Source organism: Pimelobacter simplex (assembly GCF_024662235.1).
In the GTDB taxonomy this organism is placed as follows: domain Bacteria; phylum Actinomycetota; class Actinomycetes; order Propionibacteriales; family Nocardioidaceae; genus Nocardioides.
Genome location: NZ_CP096276.1, coordinates 2,091,988 through 2,114,394, shown reverse-complemented (window position 1 = coordinate 2,114,394; position 22,407 = coordinate 2,091,988). Strand labels below are relative to the sequence as shown.

18 protein-coding genes are annotated in these 22,407 nt (G+C 71.0%); 17 read left to right on the top strand and 1 reads right to left on the bottom strand.

What is annotated here, in order from left to right; genetic code table 11:
* The first annotated feature begins 8 nt into the window (after positions 1–8).
* On the top strand, positions 9–2,324 hold the full coding sequence (locus tag M0M48_RS10275) for a RelA/SpoT family protein (RefSeq protein WP_257751052.1): 2,316 nt from the start codon (positions 9–11) through the stop codon (positions 2,322–2,324).
* Between the two features lie 121 nt (positions 2,325–2,445).
* Here M0M48_RS10275 and M0M48_RS10270 read toward each other — a convergent pair whose 3' ends face one another.
* Entirely contained in the window at positions 2,446–3,684 is a 1,239-nt protein-coding gene (locus M0M48_RS10270) for a DUF349 domain-containing protein (RefSeq protein ID WP_257751051.1), read from the bottom strand.
* Between the two features lie 46 nt (positions 3,685–3,730).
* Here M0M48_RS10270 and M0M48_RS10265 point away from each other — a divergent pair, with 46 nt between their 5' ends.
* The 16 genes from M0M48_RS10265 to M0M48_RS10190 all read left to right on the top strand — a co-directional run bounded on the left by M0M48_RS10265 (position 3,731) and on the right by M0M48_RS10190 (position 22,394).
* Positions 3,731–4,456, top strand: a complete 726-nt coding sequence (locus tag M0M48_RS10265) for an MBL fold metallo-hydrolase (protein ID WP_257751050.1) — start codon at positions 3,731–3,733, stop codon at positions 4,454–4,456.
* A gap of 7 nt (positions 4,457–4,463) precedes the next feature.
* Positions 4,464–5,831, top strand: a complete 1,368-nt coding sequence (gene hisS / locus M0M48_RS10260) for a histidine--tRNA ligase (protein ID WP_257751049.1) — start codon at positions 4,464–4,466, stop codon at positions 5,829–5,831.
* Entirely contained in the window at positions 5,828–7,594 is a 1,767-nt protein-coding gene (aspS, locus tag M0M48_RS10255) for an aspartate--tRNA ligase (protein WP_215815696.1), read from the top strand. Before hisS ends, aspS begins: the two co-directional genes overlap by 4 nt.
* A gap of 172 nt (positions 7,595–7,766) precedes the next feature.
* A complete protein-coding gene (locus tag M0M48_RS10250) occupies positions 7,767–8,777 on the top strand; it encodes an ABC transporter permease (protein ID WP_215815697.1) in 1,011 nt (336 codons plus the stop codon).
* Positions 8,778–8,848: 71 nt separating this feature from the next.
* Entirely contained in the window at positions 8,849–10,579 is a 1,731-nt protein-coding gene (locus M0M48_RS10245; protein WP_257751048.1) for an ABC transporter substrate-binding protein, read from the top strand.
* A gap of 161 nt (positions 10,580–10,740) precedes the next feature.
* Positions 10,741–11,790 (top strand): ABC transporter permease, encoded by a 1,050-nt coding sequence (locus M0M48_RS10240; protein ID WP_215815699.1) that lies wholly within the window; start codon positions 10,741–10,743, stop codon positions 11,788–11,790.
* A gap of 12 nt (positions 11,791–11,802) precedes the next feature.
* A complete protein-coding gene (locus M0M48_RS10235) occupies positions 11,803–12,861 on the top strand; it encodes an ABC transporter ATP-binding protein (protein ID WP_215815700.1) in 1,059 nt (352 codons plus the stop codon).
* A complete protein-coding gene (locus M0M48_RS10230; RefSeq protein WP_215815701.1) occupies positions 12,861–14,102 on the top strand; it encodes an ABC transporter ATP-binding protein in 1,242 nt (413 codons plus the stop codon). The genes M0M48_RS10235 and M0M48_RS10230 overlap by 1 nt, the downstream gene beginning before the upstream one ends.
* A 75-nt stretch (positions 14,103–14,177) precedes the next feature.
* Positions 14,178–15,545: a replication-associated recombination protein A gene (locus M0M48_RS10225; protein ID WP_257751047.1), complete on the top strand. Its 1,368-nt coding sequence runs from the start codon at positions 14,178–14,180 to the stop codon at positions 15,543–15,545.
* 180 nt (positions 15,546–15,725) lie between these two features.
* The gene (locus tag M0M48_RS10220; RefSeq protein ID WP_257751046.1) at positions 15,726–16,268 is read left to right on the top strand and encodes a hypothetical protein; all 543 of its coding nucleotides are present in this window, start codon (positions 15,726–15,728) and stop codon (positions 16,266–16,268) included.
* The gene (locus tag M0M48_RS10215) at positions 16,265–16,585 is read left to right on the top strand and encodes a DUF6167 family protein (RefSeq protein WP_215815703.1); all 321 of its coding nucleotides are present in this window, start codon (positions 16,265–16,267) and stop codon (positions 16,583–16,585) included. Before M0M48_RS10220 ends, M0M48_RS10215 begins: the two co-directional genes overlap by 4 nt.
* Entirely contained in the window at positions 16,582–19,278 is a 2,697-nt protein-coding gene (alaS, locus tag M0M48_RS10210) for an alanine--tRNA ligase (protein ID WP_252373558.1), read from the top strand. The genes M0M48_RS10215 and alaS overlap by 4 nt, the downstream gene beginning before the upstream one ends.
* Positions 19,275–19,745 carry a Holliday junction resolvase RuvX gene (gene ruvX / locus M0M48_RS10205; RefSeq protein ID WP_215815704.1) on the top strand — a complete coding sequence of 157 codons (471 nt, stop codon included), beginning with the start codon at positions 19,275–19,277 and terminating at the stop codon, positions 19,743–19,745. Before alaS ends, ruvX begins: the two co-directional genes overlap by 4 nt.
* Complete coding sequence (gene mltG, locus M0M48_RS10200) at positions 19,738–20,883, top strand: endolytic transglycosylase MltG (protein ID WP_257751045.1); 1,146 nt, start codon at positions 19,738–19,740, stop codon at positions 20,881–20,883. The genes ruvX and mltG overlap by 8 nt, the downstream gene beginning before the upstream one ends.
* A complete protein-coding gene (locus M0M48_RS10195; RefSeq protein WP_257751044.1) occupies positions 20,883–21,686 on the top strand; it encodes a shikimate dehydrogenase in 804 nt (267 codons plus the stop codon). Before mltG ends, M0M48_RS10195 begins: the two co-directional genes overlap by 1 nt.
* Before the next feature lie 9 nt (positions 21,687–21,695).
* Positions 21,696–22,394, top strand: a complete 699-nt coding sequence (locus M0M48_RS10190) for a hypothetical protein (protein ID WP_257751043.1) — start codon at positions 21,696–21,698, stop codon at positions 22,392–22,394.
* Positions 22,395–22,407: the final 13 nt, after the last annotated feature.

Here is a 22,407-nt window from a genome sequence, read left to right as displayed (position 1 = left end):
CTCTCCTCATGGACGAGGGTGCCGACGGCAGGTTGAGGGTGGCGGGGGCCTCGCCCGCGCCGGCCGGCGCCGAGCCGCCCGCGGGTCGCAGCGTCCGCGCCCGCCTGGCCCGGATGGGCAGCCGGGGCCAGGTCTCGAACCCCGTCCTCGAGCCGCTGTTCCGCGCGGTGCGCGCCAACCACCCCAAGGCGGACCTGGCGCTGCTGGAGCGCGCGTACGTCACCGCCGAGCGGCTCCACGCCGAGCAGAAGCGCAAGAGCGGCGATCCCTACATCACCCATCCGCTCGCGGTGACCACGATCCTCGCGGGCATCGGCATGACCGAGCCCACGCTGGTGGCGGCGCTGCTGCACGACACGGTCGAGGACACGCCGTACACGCTGGAGGAGTGTCGTCGCGACTTCGGTGACGAGGTCGCGCTGCTCGTCGACGGCGTGACCAAGCTCGACAAGGTCGTCTACGGCGACTCGGCCAACGCCGAGACGATCCGCAAGATGATCGTGGCGATGTCGCGCGACATCCGGGTCCTGGTCATCAAGCTGGCCGACCGCCTGCACAACATGCGCACGCTGCGCTTCGTCAAGCAGTCCACCCAGGAGCGCAAGGCGCGCGAGACCCTCGACATCTACGCCCCGCTGGCCCACCGGCTGGGCATGAACACCATCAAGTGGGAGCTCGAGGACCTCGCGTTCGCGACGCTGCACCCCAAGATCTACGACGAGATCGTGCGACTCGTGGCCGAGCGGGCGCCCTCGCGCGACTCGTTCCTGGCCGAGGTGATCAGCCAGGTCGAGAAGGACCTGCGCGAGGCCAAGATCAAGGCGACGGTCACCGGCCGCCCGAAGCACTACTACTCGATCTACCAGAAGATGATCGTCGGGGGCCGCGACTTCTCCGACATCTACGACCTGGTCGGCATCCGCATCCTCGTCGAGGAGGACCGCGACTGCTACGGCGTCCTCGGCGTCCTGCACTCGCGCTGGAACCCGGTCCTGGGCCGGTTCAAGGACTACGTCGCGATGCCGAAGTTCAACATGTACCAGTCGCTGCACACCACCGTGATCGGCCCGCAGGGCAAGCCGGTCGAGATGCAGATCCGGACCTTCGCGATGCACCGCCGCGCCGAGTACGGCGTCGCGGCGCACTGGAAGTACAAGGAGGACGGGCGCGCCGGCAACGACACCGACCGCCCCGGCGACCTCGACGACATGAGCTGGGTACGCCAGCTCCTCGACTGGCAGAGCGAGGTCGAGGACCCGGGCGAGTTCCTGGAGTCGCTGCGCTTCGAGATCAACCAGGCCGAGACCTACGTCTTCACCCCGCGCGGCGACGTCATCGCGCTGCCGTCGGGCTCCACCCCGGTCGACTTCGCGTACGCCGTCCACACCGAGGTCGGCAACCGCACCATCGGCGCCCGCGTCAACGGCCGCCTCGTCCCGCTCGAGTCGACCCTCGAGAACGGCGACGTGGTCGAGGTCTTCACCTCCAAGGCCGAGGGTGCCGGTCCCTCGCGCGACTGGCTGAACTTCGTGAAGTCGCCGCGCGCCCGCTCCAAGATCCGCCAGTGGTTCACCAAGGAGCGCCGCGAAGAGGCCATCGAGCGCGGCAAGGACGAGATCGCCAAGCTGATGCGCAAGGAGGGCCTGCCCCTCAAGCGCCTGCTCTCCCACGACTCGCTCTCGCTGGTCGCCGACGCCTTCCGCCTGGCCGATGTCACCGCGCTCTACGCCTCCGTCGGCGAGAGCAACCTCAGCGCCCAGGCCGTCGTACGCAAGGTCATCGAGATGCACGGCGGCGACCAGGGTGCCCAGGAGGACCTCGCCGAAGCCGTCACCATCACCGGCCGCCGCGGCCGCCCCCACCGGCCCACCGGCGGCGACGCCGGCGTCATCGTCACCGGCTCGCCCGACGTCTGGGTCAAGCTCGCCAAGTGCTGCACCCCGGTCCCGCCCGACGCCATCCTCGGCTTCGTCACCAAGGGCGGGGGAGTCTCGGTGCACCGCAAGGACTGCACCAACGCCTCCAGCCTCCTGGCCCAGCCCGAGAAGCTCGTCGACGTCGAGTGGGCGCCCACCGGCCAGTCGACCTTCCTGGTCAACATCCAGGTCGAGGCGCTCGACCGCTCCCGGCTGCTCTCGGACATCACGATGGCGCTCTCGGACGCCCACGTGAACATCCTGTCGGCCAACCTGACCACCTCGCGCGACCGTACGGCGAAGTCGCGGTTCACGTTCGAGATGGCGGACGCCAAGCACCTCGACACGGTGCTCAAGGCCGTGCGCACGGTCCCCGGCGTCTTCGACGCCTACCGGGTCACCCAGTAACGCGCGAAGTGCGGGGGTTGCTGGCCCGACGTGCGCCGGTTGCCGCAGCAACCTCCGCACCTCGCACCCGCAACCCCCGCACTTCGCGCCAGCAAGCCCCGCACTTCGTGGGGCCGGAAGATCAGCTGAACTCGGCGGAGGCCTTCTTGGCCATCTCCAGGAAGGACCGGCGGCCCTCGAGGTTCTCCTCGAGCTCGCGGACCTTCTTCTCGTCACCGCGCGCCCGCGCGGCGTCGAGCTTGGCCTCGGCCTCGGTGATGGCGGCCTCGAGCTTGGAGACCATGTCGTCGGCGCGGGCCGACTTCTCCGGGTCGCTGCGCTTCCACTGGTCGTCCTCGGCGCGGCGGATGGTGTTCTCGACGGCCCGCATGCGGCCCTCGAGGTCCTTGATCCGGTCGCGGGGGACCTTGCCGGCCTCGTCCCACTTGTCCGCGACGAGGCGGAAGGCGGCCTTGGCGGCGGCGAGGTCGCCGGAGGACTGCAGCTCGGGCAGGATCGCCTCGGCCTCGACGAGGAGGCCTTCCTTGACCTCGGCGTTCGCGGCGAACTCCGAGTCGAGGGCGGCGTTGGCGGCGTCGCGGTTGCCGAAGAAGGTGTCCTGGGCGCCGCGGAAGCGGCGCCAGAGCTCGTCGTCGACGGCCTTGGGGGCGGGGCCCGCGGCCTTCCAGTCGCGCATCAGGTCGCGGTAGCGGCCCGAGGTGGGACCCCACTCGGTGGAGTCGGCCAGCGCCTCGGCCTCCTTGACCAGGCGCTCCTTCACGATCCGCGCGCCCTCGCGCTTCTCGTCCTGCTCGGCGAAGTGCGCCTTGCGCGCCTTCGTGTACGACGAGCGCGCCGAGGAGAACCGCTTCCACAGCTCGTCGTCGGCGGCCTTGTCGATGCGGGGGAGCTGCTTCCACTCCTCCAGGAGCTCGCGCAGGCGGTTGGCGCCGTTGCGCCAGTCGCGGCCGCCGGCGATCTTCTCCGCCTCGGCGGCGAGTCGCTCCTTCTCCGCGCGGGCATCGGCGACGCGCTGGGCCTTGGCGGCCTTGCGGGCATCCCGCTGCGTGGCGATCACCGGGCCGAGCTCGTCGAGCTTGCGCCCGAGGGCGGCGAGGTCGCCGACCGCGTGGATGTCGGCGAGCTGCTCGCGGACGACCTTGACCGATGACTGTGCTTCCTCGGGGGAGAGCACTCCGGTCAGCACCCTCTGGTGGAGCAGGTCCACCTCGAGAGCGAGGTTGTCGTACCGCTTGGTGTAGAAGGCCAAAGCCTCCTCGGGCGGTGCGTCGGGCATCTGCCCGACCGCCCGTTCGCCGTCGGTCGTCTTCACGTAGACGGTGCCGTCGTCGCCGACGCGGCCCCAGTCGGAGGTAGTCACAGTGGCCCATGCTAATCAAAGCCGACCCAGTCGATAGGCTGGGCCGGTGCTGATCGCCGCTTTCCCCGCTGGACCATGGGGCACCAATTGCTATGTCGCGGCCACGGCACCGGGCGCTGAGTGCGTCGTGATCGACCCCGGCAAGGACGCCGCAGCAGGTGTCGCCGAGGTGGTCCGCGAGCACCGGCTGAAGCCCGTCGCGGTGCTGCTGACCCACGGGCACATCGACCACATGTGGTCGGTCACCCCCGTCGCGGGCGCGTACGACGCCACCGCGTGGATCCATCCCGGCGACCGGCACCTGCTCACCGACCCGATGGCCGGGATCTCGCCGGAGTCGGCCAGCATGCTGCTCGGCGGCGACTACGAGTTCACCGAGCCCGACGACGTGGCCGAGCTCGCCGACGGCGCGGCGCTCGAGCTGGCCGGGCTGAGCTTCGTGGTCGACCACACGCCGGGGCACACCGCCGGCTCGGTCACCTTCCGCACGCCGTGGGACCAGCCCGACGGCCCGCCGATCTCCGAGGTGATGTTCTCGGGCGACCTGCTCTTCCAGGGCTCCATCGGCCGGACCGACCTGCCCGGCGGCGACCATGCCGCGATGCTCCGCTCGCTCAGCGCCAAGGTGCTGCCGCTCGCCGACGACATCGTCGTCCTGCCCGGGCACGGCGAGCAGACGTCCATCGGCCGCGAGCGCGCGACCAACCCCTTCCTGCTCGACCTGATCGAGACCGGCGGCGAGACCGCCGGACGAGTCACCCGAGGACTGTGACGACCGCATGGCCAAGCCCACTCCGCTCAGCGGATTCCCCGAGTTCCTGCCTGCCCAGCGCTTCGTGGAGCAGGAGGTCGTCGCGACGCTCGCGCGTACCTTCGAGCTGCACGGCTTCGGCAACGTCGAGACCCGCGCCGTGGAGCCGCTCGACCAGCTCCTGCGCAAGGGCGACACCTCCAAGGAGGTCTACGTCCTGCGCCGGCTGCAGGCGGCCGACGACGGCAGCGCGAGTGATCGCGACAAGGGGATCGGTCTCCACTTCGACCTGACCGTCCCGTTCGCGCGCTACGTGCTCGAGAACGCCGGCAAGCTGGAGTTCCCCTTCCGCCGCTACCAGATCCAGAAGGTCTGGCGCGGCGAGCGGCCCCAGGAGGGCCGGTTCCGCGAGTTCACCCAGGCCGACATCGACATCGTCGGGCGCGACACGCTGGCCTTCCACCACGACGTCGAGGTCGCCCGGGTGATGCTCGAGGCGCTGAGCCGCCTCGCGTTCCTGCCCGGCTTCCGGCTCCAGGTCAACAACCGCAAGCTGATCCAGGGCTTCTACGCCGGCCTGGGGCTCGACGAGCACGGCATCGACGAGGTCATGCGCCTGGTCGACAAGCTCGACAAGCTCGACCCGGCCAAGGTGCGCGAGCTGCTGCTCACCGAGGCCGGCGTCACCGAGGACCAGGCCGACAAGGCGCTCGCCCTCGCGACCATCCGGGCGAGCGACGACTCCTTCGTCGGCCAGGTGCGCGCGCTGGGCGTCACCAGCGAGCTGCTCGACGAGGGCCTCGACGAGCTCGCCACGCTGGTCCGCGCCTGCGCGCCGCTCGTCACCGAAGGCACCCGTATCGAGGCCGACCTGTCGATCGCGCGCGGTCTGGACTACTACACCGGCACGGTCTTCGAGACCCGCCTCGACGGCTTCGAGTCGCTCGGCTCGATCTGCTCCGGCGGCCGGTACGACGCCCTCGCCTCCGACGGCCGTACGACGTACCCCGGCGTGGGCATCTCGCTCGGCCTGAGCCGGCTGCTCGTCCCGCTCGTCCAGCGCGGCGTGCTCACCGCGGACCGCTCGGTGCCGAGCGTCGTGGTCGTCGCGGTCACCGCCGAGGAGACCCGCGCCGAGGCCGACGCCGTCGCCACCGCGCTGCGCGCCCGCGGCATCCCGTGCGAGGTCGCGCCCAGCGCGGCCAAGTTCGGCAAGCAGATCCGGCACGCCGAGCGGCGCGGCATCCCCTACGTCTGGTTCCCGGACCAGGGCGAGGTCAAGGACATCCGCACCGGGAACCAGGTCGCGGCGGACCCCGCGACCTGGCAGCCTCCTACCCAGGACCTGCGACCGCAGGTCGTCACCACCACCACCTGTGAAGGGGAATCCTCGTGATCCGCACCCATGACGCCGGCGCCCTCCGCGCCGAGAACGTCGGCCAGACCGTCACCCTCACCGGGTGGGTGGCCAATCGGCGCGATCACGGCGGTGTGGCCTTCATCGACCTGCGCGAGGCCAGCGGCGTGGTCCAGGTCGTCATCCGCGACGAGGCCGTCGCCCACAGCCTGCGCTCGGAGTACTGCCTCAAGGTGACCGGCGAGGTCATCGCGCGCGGTGAGGGCCGGGAGAACCCCAACCTGCCCACCGGCGCGATCGAGGTCGTCGCCAGCGAGGTCGAGGTGCTCAGCGCCGCCGCGCCGCTGCCCTTCCCGATCAGCGACCACGTCGACGTCGGCGAGGAGGTGCGCCTCAAGCACCGCTACCTCGACCTGCGCCGCAGCGGCCCGGCCCAGGCCATCCGGCTGCGCAGCCGGGTCAACAAGGCCGCGCGCGACGTGCTGGCCGGCCACGACTTCGTCGAGGTCGAGACGCCCACGCTGACCCGCAGCACGCCCGAGGGCGCGCGCGACTTCCTGGTGCCCGCGCGCCTGGCGCCCGGGAGCTGGTACGCCCTGCCCCAGAGCCCCCAGCTGTTCAAGCAGCTGCTCATGGTCGGTGGTCTGGAGCGCTACTACCAGATCGCGCGCTGCTACCGCGACGAGGACTTCCGCTCCGACCGGCAGCCCGAGTTCACCCAGCTCGACATCGAGATGAGCTTCGTGACCCAGGACGACGTGATCGCCCTGGGCGAGGAGATCGTCGTCGCGCTCTGGAAGCTCATCGGCGTCGACATCCCGCTGCCGCTGCCGCGGATGACCTACGCCGAGGCGATGGCCCGCTACGGCTCGGACAAGCCCGACCTGCGCATGGGCCTCGAGCTCGTCGAGTGCACCGACTACTTCAAGGACACGCCCTTCCGCGTCTTCCAGGCGCCGTACGTCGGCGCGGTGGTCATGCCCGGCGGCGCCGGCCAGCCCCGCAAGCAGCTCGACGCCTGGCAGGACTGGGCCAAGCAGCGCGGCGCGCGCGGCCTGGCCTACGTGCTGGTCCAGGAGGACGGCGAGCTCGGCGGGCCGGTCGCCAAGAACCTCTCCGACGAGGAGAAGGCCGGTCTGGCCGCCCACGTCGGCGCGAAGCCGGGGGACTGCGTGTTCTTCGCGGCTGGCGCGGTCAAGAGCAGCCGGGCCCTGCTGGGCGCGGCCCGCCTCGAGATCGGCCGTCGTACCGGACTGCTGGACGAGGACGCCTGGAGCTTCCTCTGGGTCGTCGACGCCCCGCTCTTCGAGCCGGCCGACGAGGCCACCGCTGCCGGCGACGTCGCCGTCGGCGGGGGAGCGTGGACCGCGGTCCACCACGCCTTCACCAGCCCCCAGGACCTCGACACGTTCGACACCGACCCCGGCAACGCCCTGGCCTGGGCCTACGACATCGTCTGCAACGGCAACGAGATCGGCGGCGGCTCGGTCCGTATCCACCGAGAGGACATCCAGAAGCGCGTCTTCGAGGTGATGGGCATCGGCCAGGACGAGGCCGAGGAGAAGTTCGGCTTCCTGCTCGAGGCGTTCAAGTACGGCGCGCCCCCGCACGGCGGCATCGCCTTCGGCTGGGACCGGGTCACCGCGCTGCTCGCCGGCACGGACTCGATCCGCGACGTCATCGCCTTCCCCAAGACCGGCGGCGGCTACGACCCGCTGACCGCCGCTCCGGCGCCGATCAGCGCCGAGCAGCGGAAGGAAGCCGGTGTGGACGCCCGTCCGGAGGACGAAACCAAGTCCTGAGGGCATCCTCACCGGATGGTTTGCCGGTGGTCGAGACCAAACCGTTACCGCACAGTGCTCGTTTCGTACGCCTGATGTGACCTAGAGTCGCAGCGGCGCCGGGGACCCCGGCGCCGCTGGGACGGCCCTCCTGCGGCCGGTCCGGCGAGTCGCGCGACGGACATGAGGTGACATGACCACCACGGTGAGCAACCTCGAGGGTGAGCACCTGCCGGATCCCACCGGCCACCCCGACGAGGAGGCGCTTTCCAAGGTCGCCGGCAAGACGCCGACCAAGCTCGCGCTGGAGCGGTTCCGCAAGGACAAGCTGTCGATGGTGTCCTTCGTCGTCGTGGCGCTCTACATCGTGGCGGGCATCGCGGCGCCGTTCCTGGTGAAGTTCGGGGTGCTGAACCCGGGCGCGTTCCACCAGGACCTGCTCAACGAGTTCACGCTGCCCAAGGGCAGCTGGGGCGGCATCAGCTGGGACCACCCGCTGGGTGTCGAGCCCGGCACCGGCCGCGACGTGCTCTCCCGGGTCTGGCTGGGCACCACGCTCTCGCTGGTGATCGCGCTGACCGCGAGCCTGCTGGCGATGATCGTCGGCACGATCCTCGGCATCATCGCCGGCTTCTCCGGCGGCTTCACCGACGGCGTCATCGGCCGGCTGATCGACCTCACGCTGTCGTTCCCCTCGACGCTGATGCTGCTGGCGCTCTCCGCGCCGATGTACATCCTGATCACCAAGTACGGGCACGTCCCCGAGGGCGACCTCGGCTGGGCGACCTACGTGGTGGTCTTCCTGGCGCTCTTCGGCTGGCCGCCGGTGGCGCGACTGATCCGCGGCCAGGTGCTGTCGATCCGGGAGCGGGAGTTCGTGCACGCCGCGACCCTGCTCGGCGCCTCGCGCCGCCGGATCTACTTCAAGGAGATCCTGCCGAACCTGTGGGCGCCGCTGCTGGTCTCGTTCACCCTGCTGCTGCCGGCCTACATCTCGGCCGAGGCCGCGCTGAGCTACCTCGGCGTGAGCATCAAGCCGCCGACGCCGACCCTGGGCAACGTGCTGCGGGACTCGCTGAACTACGCGCAGTTCGACTTCGTGTACTTCTTCTCCCCGGCCTTCGCCATCGCCGTCATCGTCGTCTGCTTCAACCTGCTCGGCGACGGGCTCCGGGACGCCCTGGACCCCAAGTCGAACCGCTGAACCCCCCAAGCTTCGACGGCAGGGCGCCGTCGATCGTGCCGCCGGCAGGCGCACACACCGAAGGAGAAGTAATGGCCAACACTCGAAAGCGGCTGCTCGCGGCGTCCGCTGCGACTGCCTTGGTGGTCACGCTCGCCGCCTGCGGTAGCGGTAACGACGACAACGGCGACGGCCCGTCCGGCGACGGCGCCAGCGCCAAGAAGGGCGGTACGCTCACGTACCTGCTCGCCAGCCCGCTCGGTCACACCGACCCGCAGCGCGTCTACGTCGGTCGCGACATCAGCAACCTCTCCCGCACGGTCTACCGCCAGCTGGTGACGTTCGGCACCTCCTCGGACCTCGAGACCGCCAACACCCCGGTCGCCGACCTGGCCACCGACACGGGTACCTCCACCGAGGGCGGCAAGGTCTGGGAGTTCACCGTCCGCGACGACGTGAAGTGGCAGGACGGCAAGCCGATCACGTGCGAGGACTTCAAGTACGGCGCCTCGCGTGCGTTCGCCAACGACGTCATCACCGGCGGCCCGAACTACATCCTGAGCTACCTCGACGTCCCCAGCGACCCCGACGGCTCGCCGACGTACAAGGGCCCCTACACGGGCAAGGGCCAGGCGGACTTCGACAAGGCCATCACCTGCGACGGCCAGAAGATCACCTACCGCTTCAAGAAGGCGTGGCCGGACTTCCCGCTCGCCGTGGCGGCGCTCCACATGATGGACCCGTACCGCAAGGACATGGACAAGGGCGACGGCTCCAACTTCCAGATCTTCTCCAACGGCCCCTACATGCTCAAGGGCACCTGGGAGGAGAACACGGGTGGCACGTTCGTGCGCAACCCGGAGTACGACCCCGCTTCGGACGAGACCAAGAGCCGGGGCGCGTACCCCGAGGAGATCGTCTTCAAGATCGGCAGCACGCCCGAGACGATCAACGACCTGCTGATCCAGGACAGCCCCGAGGCGCAGACCGCCGTCTCCGGCAACCGGATCCTGCCGCAGTACATCGCCCAGGCCGCGGGCCTCGGTGACCGCTACGACAACGTCGAGTCGCCCTACGTCGACTACCTCGTCCCGAACACCAAGCGCCTCTCGCTCGAGGTCCGCAACGCGCTGGCCGTGTCGACCAACGTCGACGGCTGGATCACCGCGGGTGGTGGCGACAAGTTCTACAAGCCGGCCTCGTCGATCGTGAACCCGTCGGTTCCCGGCTACAAGTCGCTCCCGCAGTTCGAGAACGTGGGCGGCGGTGACCCCGACGCCGCGAAGAAGATCCTCACGGACGCCGGCGTCGCGATGCCCTACAAGATCAAGTTCACGTTCGACGGTGCCACCGAGACCGCGAAGAAGCAGGCCGCGGCGCTCAAGGACACCTGGGACAAGTCGGGCTTCGACGTCACGCTCAACCCGCTGACCGACGCCTACTACCCGACCATCCAGGACCCCAACTCCGACTCCGACCTGACCTGGGCCGGCTGGGGTGCTGACTGGCCGTCGGCGCTGACCGTCACCGCTCCGCTGTTCGACAGCCGGATCAACCTGACCCCGTCGTCGAACAACCAGGACTACGGCAACTACAAGAGCGACGAGTTCAACAAGCTCGTCGACGAGGCGCAGGCTGCCGGCACCGTCGAGGAGCAGACCGCTGCTCTGCAGAAGGCCGACGAGGTCCTCGGCAAGGACTACGCCTACATCCCGCTGGAGCAGGCGCTGTTCAACTGGGTGCACGGCTCGAAGATCGGCACGTTCGCGACCACGCCGGCCTCGAACGGGTTCCCCGACCTGGGCCTGATCAGCCTCAAGTGAGCCCACCGGTGAGCGTGGGGCTCGGGCCCCGTCGCTGACCACCGTCCGGACTCGGACATCAACCCCCGGCCGGGTGGCCGCCGACACGGCGTCCACCCGGCCGTCGGGAGCCGGTGCCCCGCACCCCTCCCGTCGCTTCCGACCATCGAGGTGATTCCTGCATGCTGGCCTACATCATCCGCCGCGTCTTCGTCGGCGTCGTGATGCTGCTCGCGATGAGCCTGGTGACGTTCATCCTGTTCTTCTCCTCGCCGGTCGATCCCGCCCAGTTCGCGTGTGGCAAGAACTGCTCGCCCGTGCAGCGGGAGCAGGCGCGCAAGTCGCTCGGCTACCCCGAGCGCAACAAGGGCGTCTGGGAGAGCAACATCAAGGGCCCCGCCAAGATGTGGGCCGACTTCACCAAGGGCCTCGTGGCGGGCCGCCAGTTCCCGGCTGACGAGGAGCTCCGCAAGGCCGCGCCGGCCAATGTCGTCGACTGCGCGGCGCCCTGCCTGGGCTACTCCACCTACAGCGTCCGGACCGTCAACTCGATGGTCACCGAGGCGCTCCCCATCACGTTCTCGATCGCGCTCGCCGCGGTCATCCTGTGGGTCTTCTTCGGGGTGCTGATCGGCGTGCTCGCCGCAGTGACCAAGGGATCCTTCCTCGATCGCGGCATCGTCGGCACGTCGCTGTTCCTGTACGCCTTCCCGGCGTTCTTCATCGGCACGTTCCTGCTGCGCTACATCTCGATCAAGTGGGACCTGTACCCGGTGCCGTCGTACACGTCGATCGCGGACGGGGGCGTCGGGAAGTGGGCCTCCAACCTGATGCTGCCCGCGATCACCCTGGCCCTGCTCTACATGGCCAGTTACGTCCGGATGACGCGCGCCTTCGTGCTCGAGTCGCAGTCGGAGGACTACATCCGCACGGCCCGTGCCAAGGGACTCAAGACACCGAAGATCCTGTTCAAGCACTCGCTGCGATCCGCGCTGACCCCGCTGGTGACGATGGTCGGTCTCGACTTCGCCAGCGTCCTCGGCGGCGCGATCATCACCGAGACGATCTTCAACTTCAACGGTCTCGGCAAGCTGGCGGTCTCGGCCAACACCAACTACGACCTGCCCGTGCTGATCGCGATCGTCCTGATCGCCGGTGCCTTCGTGATCACCGCGAACATCATCGTCGACATCCTCTACGCCTTCATCGACCCGCGCGTGCGGGTCGGCTAGGAGAGGCCACCCGTGAGCACTGAGTCCACCCCGTACCTGTCGGTCCGCGACCTGAAGGTGCACTTCCCGACGAGCGACGGCATCGTCAAGGCCACCGACGGCCTGACGTTCGACCTCGAGCAGGGCAAGACCATCGGCATCGTCGGTGAGTCCGGCTCGGGCAAGTCCGTGTCGAGCTCGGCGATCCTCGGCCTGCACCGCGGCACCAACGCCAAGGTCAGCGGCGAGATCCTCCTGGGCGGCACCAACCTGCTCGACCTCAGCCACGAGGAGATGCGGAAGATGCGCGGCCGCGAGGTCTCGATGATCTTCCAGGACCCGCTGTCGGCGATGCACCCGTACTACACGGTGGGCAACCAGCTGATGGAGGCCTACCGGGTGCACCACAAGGTGTCGAAGAAGGTCGCGCTCGCCCGTGCCGTCGAGATGCTCGACCGGGTCGGCATCCCCAACCCGGACAAGCGCGTCAGCGACTACCCGCACCAGTTCTCGGGCGGCATGCGGCAGCGCGCGATGATCGCGATGGGCCTGATCAACGACCCCGGTCTGCTCATCGCCGACGAGCCGACGACGGCCCTCGACGTCACGGTCCAGGCGCAGATCCTCGACCTGCTCCAGGACCTCCAGCGCGAGTTCAACTCGGCGATCATCATCATCACCCACGACCTGGGTGTCGTCGCCGAGATGGCCGACGACGTCCTGGTGATGTACGCCGGCCGCGCGGTCGAGTACGGCCAGTGCAAGGAGATCCTCACGCACCCGGAGATGCCCTACACGTGGGGCCTCCTGTCCAGCGTGCCGGACGTCGCGGGTGACACCGAGGCGCGCCTCGTGCCGATCCCGGGCAGCCCGCCCAGCCTGCTCAACCCGCCGTCCGGCTGCGCCTTCCACCCGCGCTGCCCGCACCGCGACAAGGTCCCCGGCGACCTGTGCCGGACGGTCCTTCCCGAGCTCGTGCCCGGTGTCCGGGGCGAGCACCACCTCAAGCGCTGCCACCTGCCCGACCCGGACTCGATCTACCAGGTCGAGGTGCTGCCGGAGATCGCGCCGGACCTGGCCAAGGAGCTGTGATGAGCAACGACACCGGCGCCGAGGCCGTGACCGAGGGCCCTGCCGACGAGAGCGTCGTGGTGCAGCCGGTCGGCCACGCGGCCGCCGTCGCCCCGAAGGACGCGAAGCCGATCCTCGAGGTCGACCAGCTGCGCATGCACTTCCCGGTGCGCACGCCGGGCCTGTTCCGCCGTACCGTCGGGCACGTCCAGGCCGTCGACGGCGTCTCGTTCCAGGTCGGCGCCCGCAGCTCGCTGGGCCTCGTGGGCGAGTCCGGCTGCGGCAAGTCGACCACTGGTCGCCTGATCACCCGGCTCTACAACCCGACCTCGGGCGCGATCCGGTTCGAGGGCAAGGACATCGCCAAGACCAAGCCCAACGGGTTGAAGGACCTGCGCCGGGAGATCCAGATGATCTTCCAGGACCCCTACACCTCGCTGAACCCGCGGCACACGGTCGGCTCGATCGTCGGCGCCCCGCTGGCGATCCACAAGATCGTGCCCAAGGACAAGATCCTGCCCCGGGTCCAGGAGCTGCTCGAGATCGTCGGGCTCAACCCGGAGCACTACAACCGCTACCCGCACGAGTTCTCCGGCGGCCAGCGCCAGCGCATCGGCATCGCCCGCGCGCTGACCCTGCAGCCCAAGCTGCTCGTCGCCGACGAGCCGGTCTCCGCGCTCGACGTCTCGATCCAGGCCCAGGTCATCAACCTGCTCCAGGACATCCAGAACGAGTTCGGCGTGGCGTTCCTCTTCATCGCCCACGACCTCGCGATCGTCCGGCACTTCTGCCCCGAGGTCGCAGTGATGTACCTCGGCAAGATCGTCGAGATCGGTGACCGGGAGTCGATCTACAACAACGCGCACCACCCCTACACGCAGGCCCTGCTGTCCGCCGTACCGGACGTGAAGCAGGCGGCGACCGGGGGCCGGCGCGAGCGGATCCGGCTCCAGGGCGACGTACCGAGCCCGATCGACCCGCCGTCGGGCTGCCGGTTCCGGACCCGCTGCCCGATCGCCCAGGAGATCTGCGCCCGGCACGAGCCGCCGCTGCTCCAGATCGGCCGCCAGCACAAGGTCGCCTGCCACTTCCCGGGCCGCCTCGGCGAGGCGCCCCGTGAGCCGTTCACCTCGGGCCTGCTCGGCGTTGACGCCGAGGGCCGCCCGGACCCGGGCGCCAGCCCGAGCACGGACCTGGTCGAGCAGCCCGGGTACGCCGACACGTGGTTCGACCTCGACAACAAGTCGATCGGCCGCGCCTGAGCGACCTGATCTGGGCCGTGCCGCCCACCTCGCCCCCGTCCGGGGGCGTCGGCGGCACGGCCTAGAGTCATTTCCGTGGACGACGACCTCCAGCTCTTCGACACCCCGGGCTCCGGCGCGCCCTCGGGGCGGACCGGAGGCTCGCTGAGCGACTCCACCCACGCCGCGGCGCCGCTGGCGGTGCGGATGCGGCCGCGGGGGCTCGACGAGCTCGTGGGGCAGTCCCAGCTGCGGGCGCCCGGGTCGCCGTTGCGTCAGCTCGTCGACGGGGACAAGTCGCTGTCGTTGCTGCTGTGGGGGCCGCCGGGGACGGGCAAGACGACGATCGCCTCGATCGTGAGCCAGCAGACGGGTCGGCGGTTCGTCGAGGTCTCGGCGGTCTCGGCGGGGGTCAAGGAGGTGCGGGCGGCGATCGACCAGGCGCGCCGCGAGCTGGTCGCGACGGGGGAGGAGACCGTCCTCTTCGTCGACGAGGTGCACCGGTTCAGCAAGGCGCAGCAGGACGCGCTGCTGCCGGGGGTCGAGAACCGGTGGGTGACGCTGGTGGCGGCGACCACCGAGAATCCGTCGTTCAGCGTGATCTCGCCGCTGCTCTCGCGCAGCCTGCTGCTGCGGCTCCAGCCGCTGACCGACGACGACATCGCCGAGGTGCTCGACCGGGCGGTGGCCGACGAGCGAGGGCTCGGGGGCGAGCTGACGCTCGAGGAGGAGGCGCGGGCGCACATCGTGCGGCTGGCCGGGGGAGACGCGCGGCGCTCGCTGACCTATCTCGAGGCGGCGGCGGGTGCGGCGACGTCCCAGGGCTCCGACGTCATCGACGTGGCGACGGCCGAGACGGCGGCCGACCAGGCGGCGGTGCGCTACGACCGCGACGGCGACCAGCACTACGACGTGGTGAGCGCGTTCATCAAGTCGATCCGGGGCTCGGACGCCGATGCGGCGCTGCACTACCTGGCGCGGATGCTCGAGGCGGGGGAGGACCCGCGGTTCATCGCGCGGCGGCTGATGATCAGCGCCAGCGAGGACATCGGGCTCGCCGATCCCACGGCGATCCAGACCGCGGCGGCCGCGGCCCAGGTCGTGCAGATGATCGGGCTGCCCGAGGGGCGCCTCACGCTGGCCCATGCGACGATCGCGCTGGCCGTCGCGCCCAAGTCCAACGCCGTGACCACGGCCATCGGGGAGGCGACCTCGGACGTGCGGGCCGGCAAGATCGGCGCGGTGCCGCCGCACCTGCGCGACGCGCACTACTCGGGTGCCCGCGACCTGGGCCACGGGGTCGGCTACATCTACAGCCACGACGCGCCGTTCGGCGTCGCCGAGCAGCAGTACGCGCCGGACGTCGTCCTCGACGCCCGCTACTACCGCCCGACCGAGCTCGGCGCCGAGGCGGCGGTCAAGCAGCGGTGGGAGCGGGTACGCCGGATCATCCGTGGGAAGTAGCCCCGTGGTCGCGTCCACAAGTTCTTCGGGCGCCCCGCGCCCGGGGCACGCACCTGGCGGCGTTGGCGGCGCTCGGCGGACGATCCGGTACGACTCCGCACCGCCGCCTTGCCAGGCACGCACCCCGAGCACGGGTCGCCGACGAACAACTTATGGACGCAACCACTAGGCTTGCACGTCGTGACCAACGAGCTCGCCGTCCCGGCCTGGATGGCCGTCGTGACCCTCGTGGGCCTGCTGGCCCTCGTGGTGGTCGTGGCGAGCCTCGTCCGGTCCGTACGACGAGCGCGGAGCCACACCGACGCGCTGCTCGCCGCCGCCGCCCACGACGCCGAGGCGCTGCGCGAGCAGCTCAGCGGCATCGAGGACGAGCTGCGCGCCCAGCAGGCGGCGACCAGCCGCCGCGAGCGCAGCCCCGTGGCGGTCGTCGACGACCGCGAGTACGTCATCACCGACCTCGGCACCGAGCACGGCCCGCGGGTCCCCGCGCGCGTCGTCCCGGCGCCGATGTTCGCCGACATCGTGCTGCGCGAGAGCGTCATCAAGACCGCCGCGCTGGCCGCCGGCCTGCGCCGGGCGCTCTCGCCCGAGGTCCGCAACCGGATCCGGTTCGAGATGAAGCGTGAGGTCAAGCGCTCCCGCAAGGAGCGCCGCACCCTGCTCAAGCAGGCCCGCCGCGACCTCGAGGCCCGCCAGCGCGCGAGCGTGGAGGTGCCCTCGTGAAGTCCGGTCTCTGGTTCACCGTGGGTGCCGCGGCCGGTGTCTACGGCGTGGTCCGCGTGCGGCGGCTCGCCGAGGCGTTCACCCCCGACGGCATGCGCGACCGGATCGGCGCGGCCTTCGTCGGCGCGCGCATGTTCCGCGAGGAGGTCGCCCGCGGCCAGGCCGAGGCCGAGATCCACCTGCGTCAGCGTTTCGACGCCGCGGACGCCGGCCCAGCCCGGCTCTCCGCACCCGAGGACGGCACCCGCCGTCAGCTCGCAACCCGCACCACCACGACGGCCGACCCGGCCGCCCCCGACACGGAAGGCACCCGATGAGCGACCGGTACTTGAGCAGCGCGGAGATCCGCAACCGGTTCCTCGCCCACTTCGAGGGGCGCGGCCACACCGTCGTACCGTCGGCCTCGCTGCTGCTGGACGACCCGAACCTGCTCTTCGTCAACGCCGGCATGGTGCCGTTCAAGCCCTACTTCCTCGGCCAGGAGACCCCGCCCTACCAGCGCGCCACCAGCGTGCAGAAGTGCGTGCGGACCCTCGATATCGAGGAGGTCGGCAAGACCACCCGGCACGGCACGTTCTTCCAGATGAACGGCAACTTCTCGTTCGGCGACTACTTCAAGGAAGGCGCCATCCAGTACGCCTGGGAGCTCATCACGGGCGACCAGGCCTCCGGTGGCCTCGGCTTCGAGCCGGACAAGATCTGGGTGACGGTGCTGCCCGAGGACGACGAGGCGCGCCAGCTCTGGAAGAGCATCGCCGGCCTGCCCGACGAGCGGATCCAGCCCCGCGGGCTCAAGGACAACTACTGGAACATGGGCGTGCCCGGTCCCGGCGGTCCCTGCAGCGAGATCTACATCGACCGCGGCCCCGAGTACGGCCCCGACGGCGGCCCCGACGCCGACGAGGACCGGTTCCTGGAGATCTGGAACCTGGTCTTCATGCAGGAGGAGCTCAGCGCCGTCCGGGCCAAGGACGACTTCGACATCGCCGGCCCCCTGCCGAGCAAGAACATCGACACCGGCATGGGCCTCGAGCGTGTCGCCTACCTGCTCCAGGGCAAGCAGAACCTCTACGAGATCGACTCCGTCTTCCCGGTCATCGAGAAGGCCATGGAGCTCTCCGGCAAGAAGTACGGCGCCACCGGCGCCGACGCCCACCTCGACGACGTGCGCTTCCGCGTGGTCGCCGACCACGTGCGCAGCTCGCTCATGCTCATCGGCGACGGCGTCACCCCCGGCAACGAGGGCCGTGGCTACGTCCTGCGCCGGCTGCTGCGCCGCGCGGTGCGCAACATGCGCCTGCTCGGCTACCAGGACCGGGCGCTGCCCGAGCTGCTGCCGATCTCGCGCGACAAGATGGGGGAGAGCTACCCCGAGCTGGTCTCCGGCTGGGACCGGATCGCCCAGGTCGCCTACGCCGAGGAGGACGCGTTCCGCAAGACGCTCCAGGCCGGCACCCAGATCTTCGACCTGGCCGCGGGCGAGGTGAAGAAGGCCGGCGCCACCACGATCTCCGGGGACAAGGCGTTCGCGCTGCACGACACCTACGGCTTCCCGATCGACCTCACGCTCGAGATGGCCTCCGAGGCCGGCCTCAGCGTCGACGAGCCCGGCTTCCGCGAGCTGATGAGCGAGCAGCGGGCGCGGGCCAAGGCCGACGCCAAGTCCAAGAAGGGCCACCACGCCGACACGGGCGTCTACCGCGACATCCTCGACGCCAACGGCCCCACCGAGTGGCTCGCCTACGAGACGCTCGAGACCGAGTCGCGTCCGCTCGCGCTGCTGCGCGAGGGTGCGGCGGTCGGTTCGCTGGCGACCGGTGAGATCGGCGAGCTGGTCCTCGACCGGACGCCGTTCTACGCCGAGTCCGGTGGTCAGGTGGCCGACGCCGGCATCATCGAGTTCGCCGGCGGCAAGCTCGAGGTGCTCGACGTCCAGCGCCCGGTGCGCGGCCTCGTCGTCCACCAGGTCCGCGTGGTCGAGGGCGAGCTGCCCGCCGACGCGCGCGAGCTGCACGCCCAGGTCGACCCGCAGTGGCGCACGGGCGCGCGCCAGGCCCACTCGGGCACGCACATCATCCACGCGGCGCTGCGCGAGGTGCTCGGGCCCACGGCGCTGCAGTCGGGCTCCTACAACCGCCCCGGCTACCTGCGCCTCGACTTCGGCTGGCTCAACGCCCTCTCGCCCGAGCAGGTCCACGACATCGAGCAGGTCGCCAACAACGCGCTGCGCGCGGACCTGCCCGTCGGCTGGGAGTACATGACCCTCGGTGAGGCCAAGGACTGGGGTGCGCTCGCCCTCTTCGGCGAGACGTACGACGACCAGAAGGTCCGCGTCGTCGAGATCGGCGGCCCGTGGTCGCGCGAGCTGTGCGGAGGCACGCACGTCGAGCACTCCAGCCAGGTCGGCACGATCGTGGTCACCGGCGAGGCGTCGGTCGGCTCCGGCAACCGCCGCATCGAGGCGCTCACCGGCGTCGAGGGCTTCTCCTACCTCGCCCGCGAGCGCGACGTGGTGGGCCAGCTCTCCACGCTCCTCAAGACCCAGCCCGACGACCTCGTCGGGCGGGTCGGCGACCTGGTCGAGCGGCTCAAGCAGTCGGAGAAGGAGATCGAGAAGATCCGTCTCCAGCAGCTCCTCGCCGGCGGTGCGGGGCTCGCCGGCGGTGCCGTCGACGTCAACGGCATCCGGCTCGTCGCCCAGCGCCTCGACGGGGCGGCCGGCGGCGACGTGCGCACGCTGGCCACCGACGTCCGGGCCCGGCTCGGCGCCGACACGCCCGCGGCCGTCGTCCTGATCGGCGCAGCCGACGGCAAGGCCGCCGTGGTGGCCGCGCTCAACGACGCGGCCCAGGCCCGCGGCCTCGCGGCCGGCGACCTGGTCCGCGCGGCGGCGCCCTTCCTCGACGGCAAGGGCGGCGGCAAGGCCGACCTGGCCCAGGGCGGCGGCACCGACGTGTCCCGCATCGACGAGGCGCTCGCCGCCGTGACCGCGGCGGTCGCATCGGCGTGAGGCACGGCGTCCGCCTCGGCGTGGACCCCGGGGACGCCCGGATCGGCGTCGCGCGCAGCGACCCGTCCGGCGTCCTCGCCACCCCCGTCGAGACGGTGCGGCGCGGCCAGGGCGACCTGCGCCGGATCCACCGGCTCCTCACCGAGGAGAACGCGTTCGAGGTGGTGATGGGACTGCCCCGCTCCCTGTCCGGGGGCGAGGGCCCGGCCGCCGCGAAGACCCGTGACTTCGCCCAGCGGCTGGCGCGCCGGATCGCCCCGGTGCCGGTGCGCCTGGTCGACGAGCGCCTCACCACGGTGACCGCGGAGGCTATGCTGCGCGACCAGCGCAAGGGTGCGAAGCGTCGTGCCGTGGTCGACCAGGTCGCGGCCGTCGTCATCCTGCAGCAGGCGCTGGACGCCGAGCGTGCCACGGGGACACCCCCCGGGGAGCTCGTGACCCCGATGGACGAGGAGACGCATGACTGAGTCGGTCCTGCCGGACATGACCCCCGAGGGCGACGGTCCGGTCTCGACGGCGCCGGGTGGCCGCCGCCGCGCCAAGAAGCGGCGCTCGGGCTGCCTTCCGATGCTCCTGGTCGTGGTGCTCTTCTGCGCCATCGTCGCGTGGTTCGCCCGCGGCGCGATCGCCGACGTCAAGAACATGCTCGCCGGGCCCGACGACTACTCCGGCCCCGGCACCGGCGAGGTCATCCTCGTCATCGACCCCGGTCAGTCGGTGCGCTCGATGGGCGACGAGCTGGAGAAGCTCGACGTGGTCGCCTCGGCCGACGCCTTCGTCGACGCCGCGGCCGACAACGACCGCTCCACCGCCATCCAGGCCGGCACCTACCTGCTCAAGAAGAAGATGAAGGCCTCCGACGTCGTCGAGATCCTCGTCGACCCGTCCAAGATGGCCCGCGAGACGGTGACGATCCCCGAGGGCAAGCGCCTCGACGACATCGTCAAGATCCTCGCCAAGAACACCGAGTTCACCGCCAAGCAGTACCGCAAGGTCCTCGCCGACCCTGCCGCGCTCGGCCTGCCCGAGTCCGCCGGCGGCAACCCCGAGGGCTACCTGTTCCCGGCGACCTACGTCGTGACGCCGGTCGACACGCCCCAGACGATCCTGGCGGGCATGGTCGAGAAGTGGAAGACGACCGCCTCCAGCCTCGACCTCGACGCCCAGGCCCAGAAGCTCGGGCTCACCGCGCACGAGGTGCTCACCGTGGCGAGCATCCTGGAGTTCGAGGCCAACCGGACCCAGGACTACCCCAAGGTGGCCCGCGCGATCTACAACCGCCTCGACGACGGCATGCGCCTGCAGTCGGACGCGACGGTCGCCTACGCCAACGGGCTCTCCGGCGAGGTCTGGACCACGTCCCAGCAGCGCGACATCGACTCGCCGTACAACACCTACGCCCACGAGGGCCTGCCCCCGGGACCGATCGGCAACCCGGGCGAGGAGACCATGAACGCGGCGCTGCACCCGGCCGACGGGCCGTGGCTGTTCTGGGTCGTGGTCAACCTCAAGACCGGCGAGACGGTGTTCTCGACGACCCTCGCCGAGCACAACGCGGCGACCGAGCGGCTGCGCGAGTACTGCCGGACCTCCGACGCCTGCTGATGCGCTGCGCCGTCGTCGGTGACCCGATCGCCCACTCCCTGTCGCCGGTCCTGCACCGGGCGGGGTACGCCGCGCTCGGCCTGGACGCGTCCTACGACGCCGTCCAGGTCCCGGCGGGTGGGCTGGCCGGGTTCGTCGCCGGGCTCGGACCGGAGTGGCGCGGCCTGTCGGTGACCGCGCCGCTCAAGCGCGAGGCGCTCGACCTCGCCGACACGGTCAGCGCCCGGGCCGAGCTGGCGGGCGGCGCCAACACGCTGGTGCGCACCGAGGCCGGCTGGGCGGCCGACAACACCGACCTACCGGGCGCGATGGCCGCCGTCCGCGAGCGGTACGACGGCCCGGTCGGCGCCGCGACCATCGTCGGCGCCGGCGCGACCGCGGCCTCCACGGGCCTCGCGCTCGCCGAGCTCGGGGCCTGCACGGTCCGGCTCCTGGCCCGCGACCGGGCCCGGGCGGCCGAGACCGTCGCGGCGCTGGAGCGGCACCCGGGCCTCGAGGTGGACGTCGTACCGATCGAGGGGGGCGGGATCATCGGCGAGGTCGTCGTCTCGACCGTGCCCGCCGCCGCCCAGAGCGAGGTCCTGGTGGCCGCCACGGCCGCCGCCGCGGTCGTCTTCGAGGTCGTCTACGACCCGTGGCCCACGCCGCTGGCCGCCGCCGCGGCTGAGCGCGGCCAGCCGCTCGTCACCGGGCTCGACCTGCTCGTGCACCAGGCGGTGCTGCAGTTCGCGATGTTCACTGGTCACGACGGACCACTCGACTCCATGCGTTCGGCGGGCGAGCAGGCGCTCGCCGCCCGGTAGGTTCCCCGCATGGAGCTGCTCCCGGCGCTGGTCTGCGCCCTCGTCGGCGCGCTCGGCGGCCTCGTCGTCCCGCGGCTGGTCGCGTGGTGCCCCGAGCCCGCGCACGACCCGGCCGAGAACCCCGAGGACTACCCCGACCACGTGCCGTTCGCCGAGCTCGCGGCCCGGCCCGGGCTCGCGGTCCGCTCGGCGGCGGCCTGTGCCGTCGCCGGAGGCGTCTTGGGGCTCGTCCTCGGCTGGAGCTGGGCCCTGCTCTGGCTGCTACCGCTGGTGCCGGTCTGCTGTGCGCTGACGGTGATCGACTACGTGACCTGGTACCTGCCGACCCGGCTGATCCGGGCGGCCGGGCTGGTCGTCGCGGTGCTCGTCGCCGTGGCCAGCGCCGCGGTGACCGACATCGGCGTGGTGCTGTGGGCGGGCGGCGGCCTGGTCGCGCTCGGCGGCTACTACGGCCTGATGCGGCTGCTCAGCCCGCGGGCGATGGCCGGCGGCGACGTCCGCCTCGGCGCGCTCCTCGGCCTCGCGCTCGGCCCCTTCGGCCCGGGCGTCCTGCTCGTGTCGGTGCTCGCCGCCGCGGTGCTGGGCGTGCTGGGGATGGTGCCGATGCGCCGCAGCGGCACGATGATCCGGCGCCGGGTGCCGTACGGCCCGTTCCTCGTGCTCGGCGCCCTGCTGGCGGTCGTGGTGGGACAGGTCCTGAGTGCCTGAGTGACGCATGGGA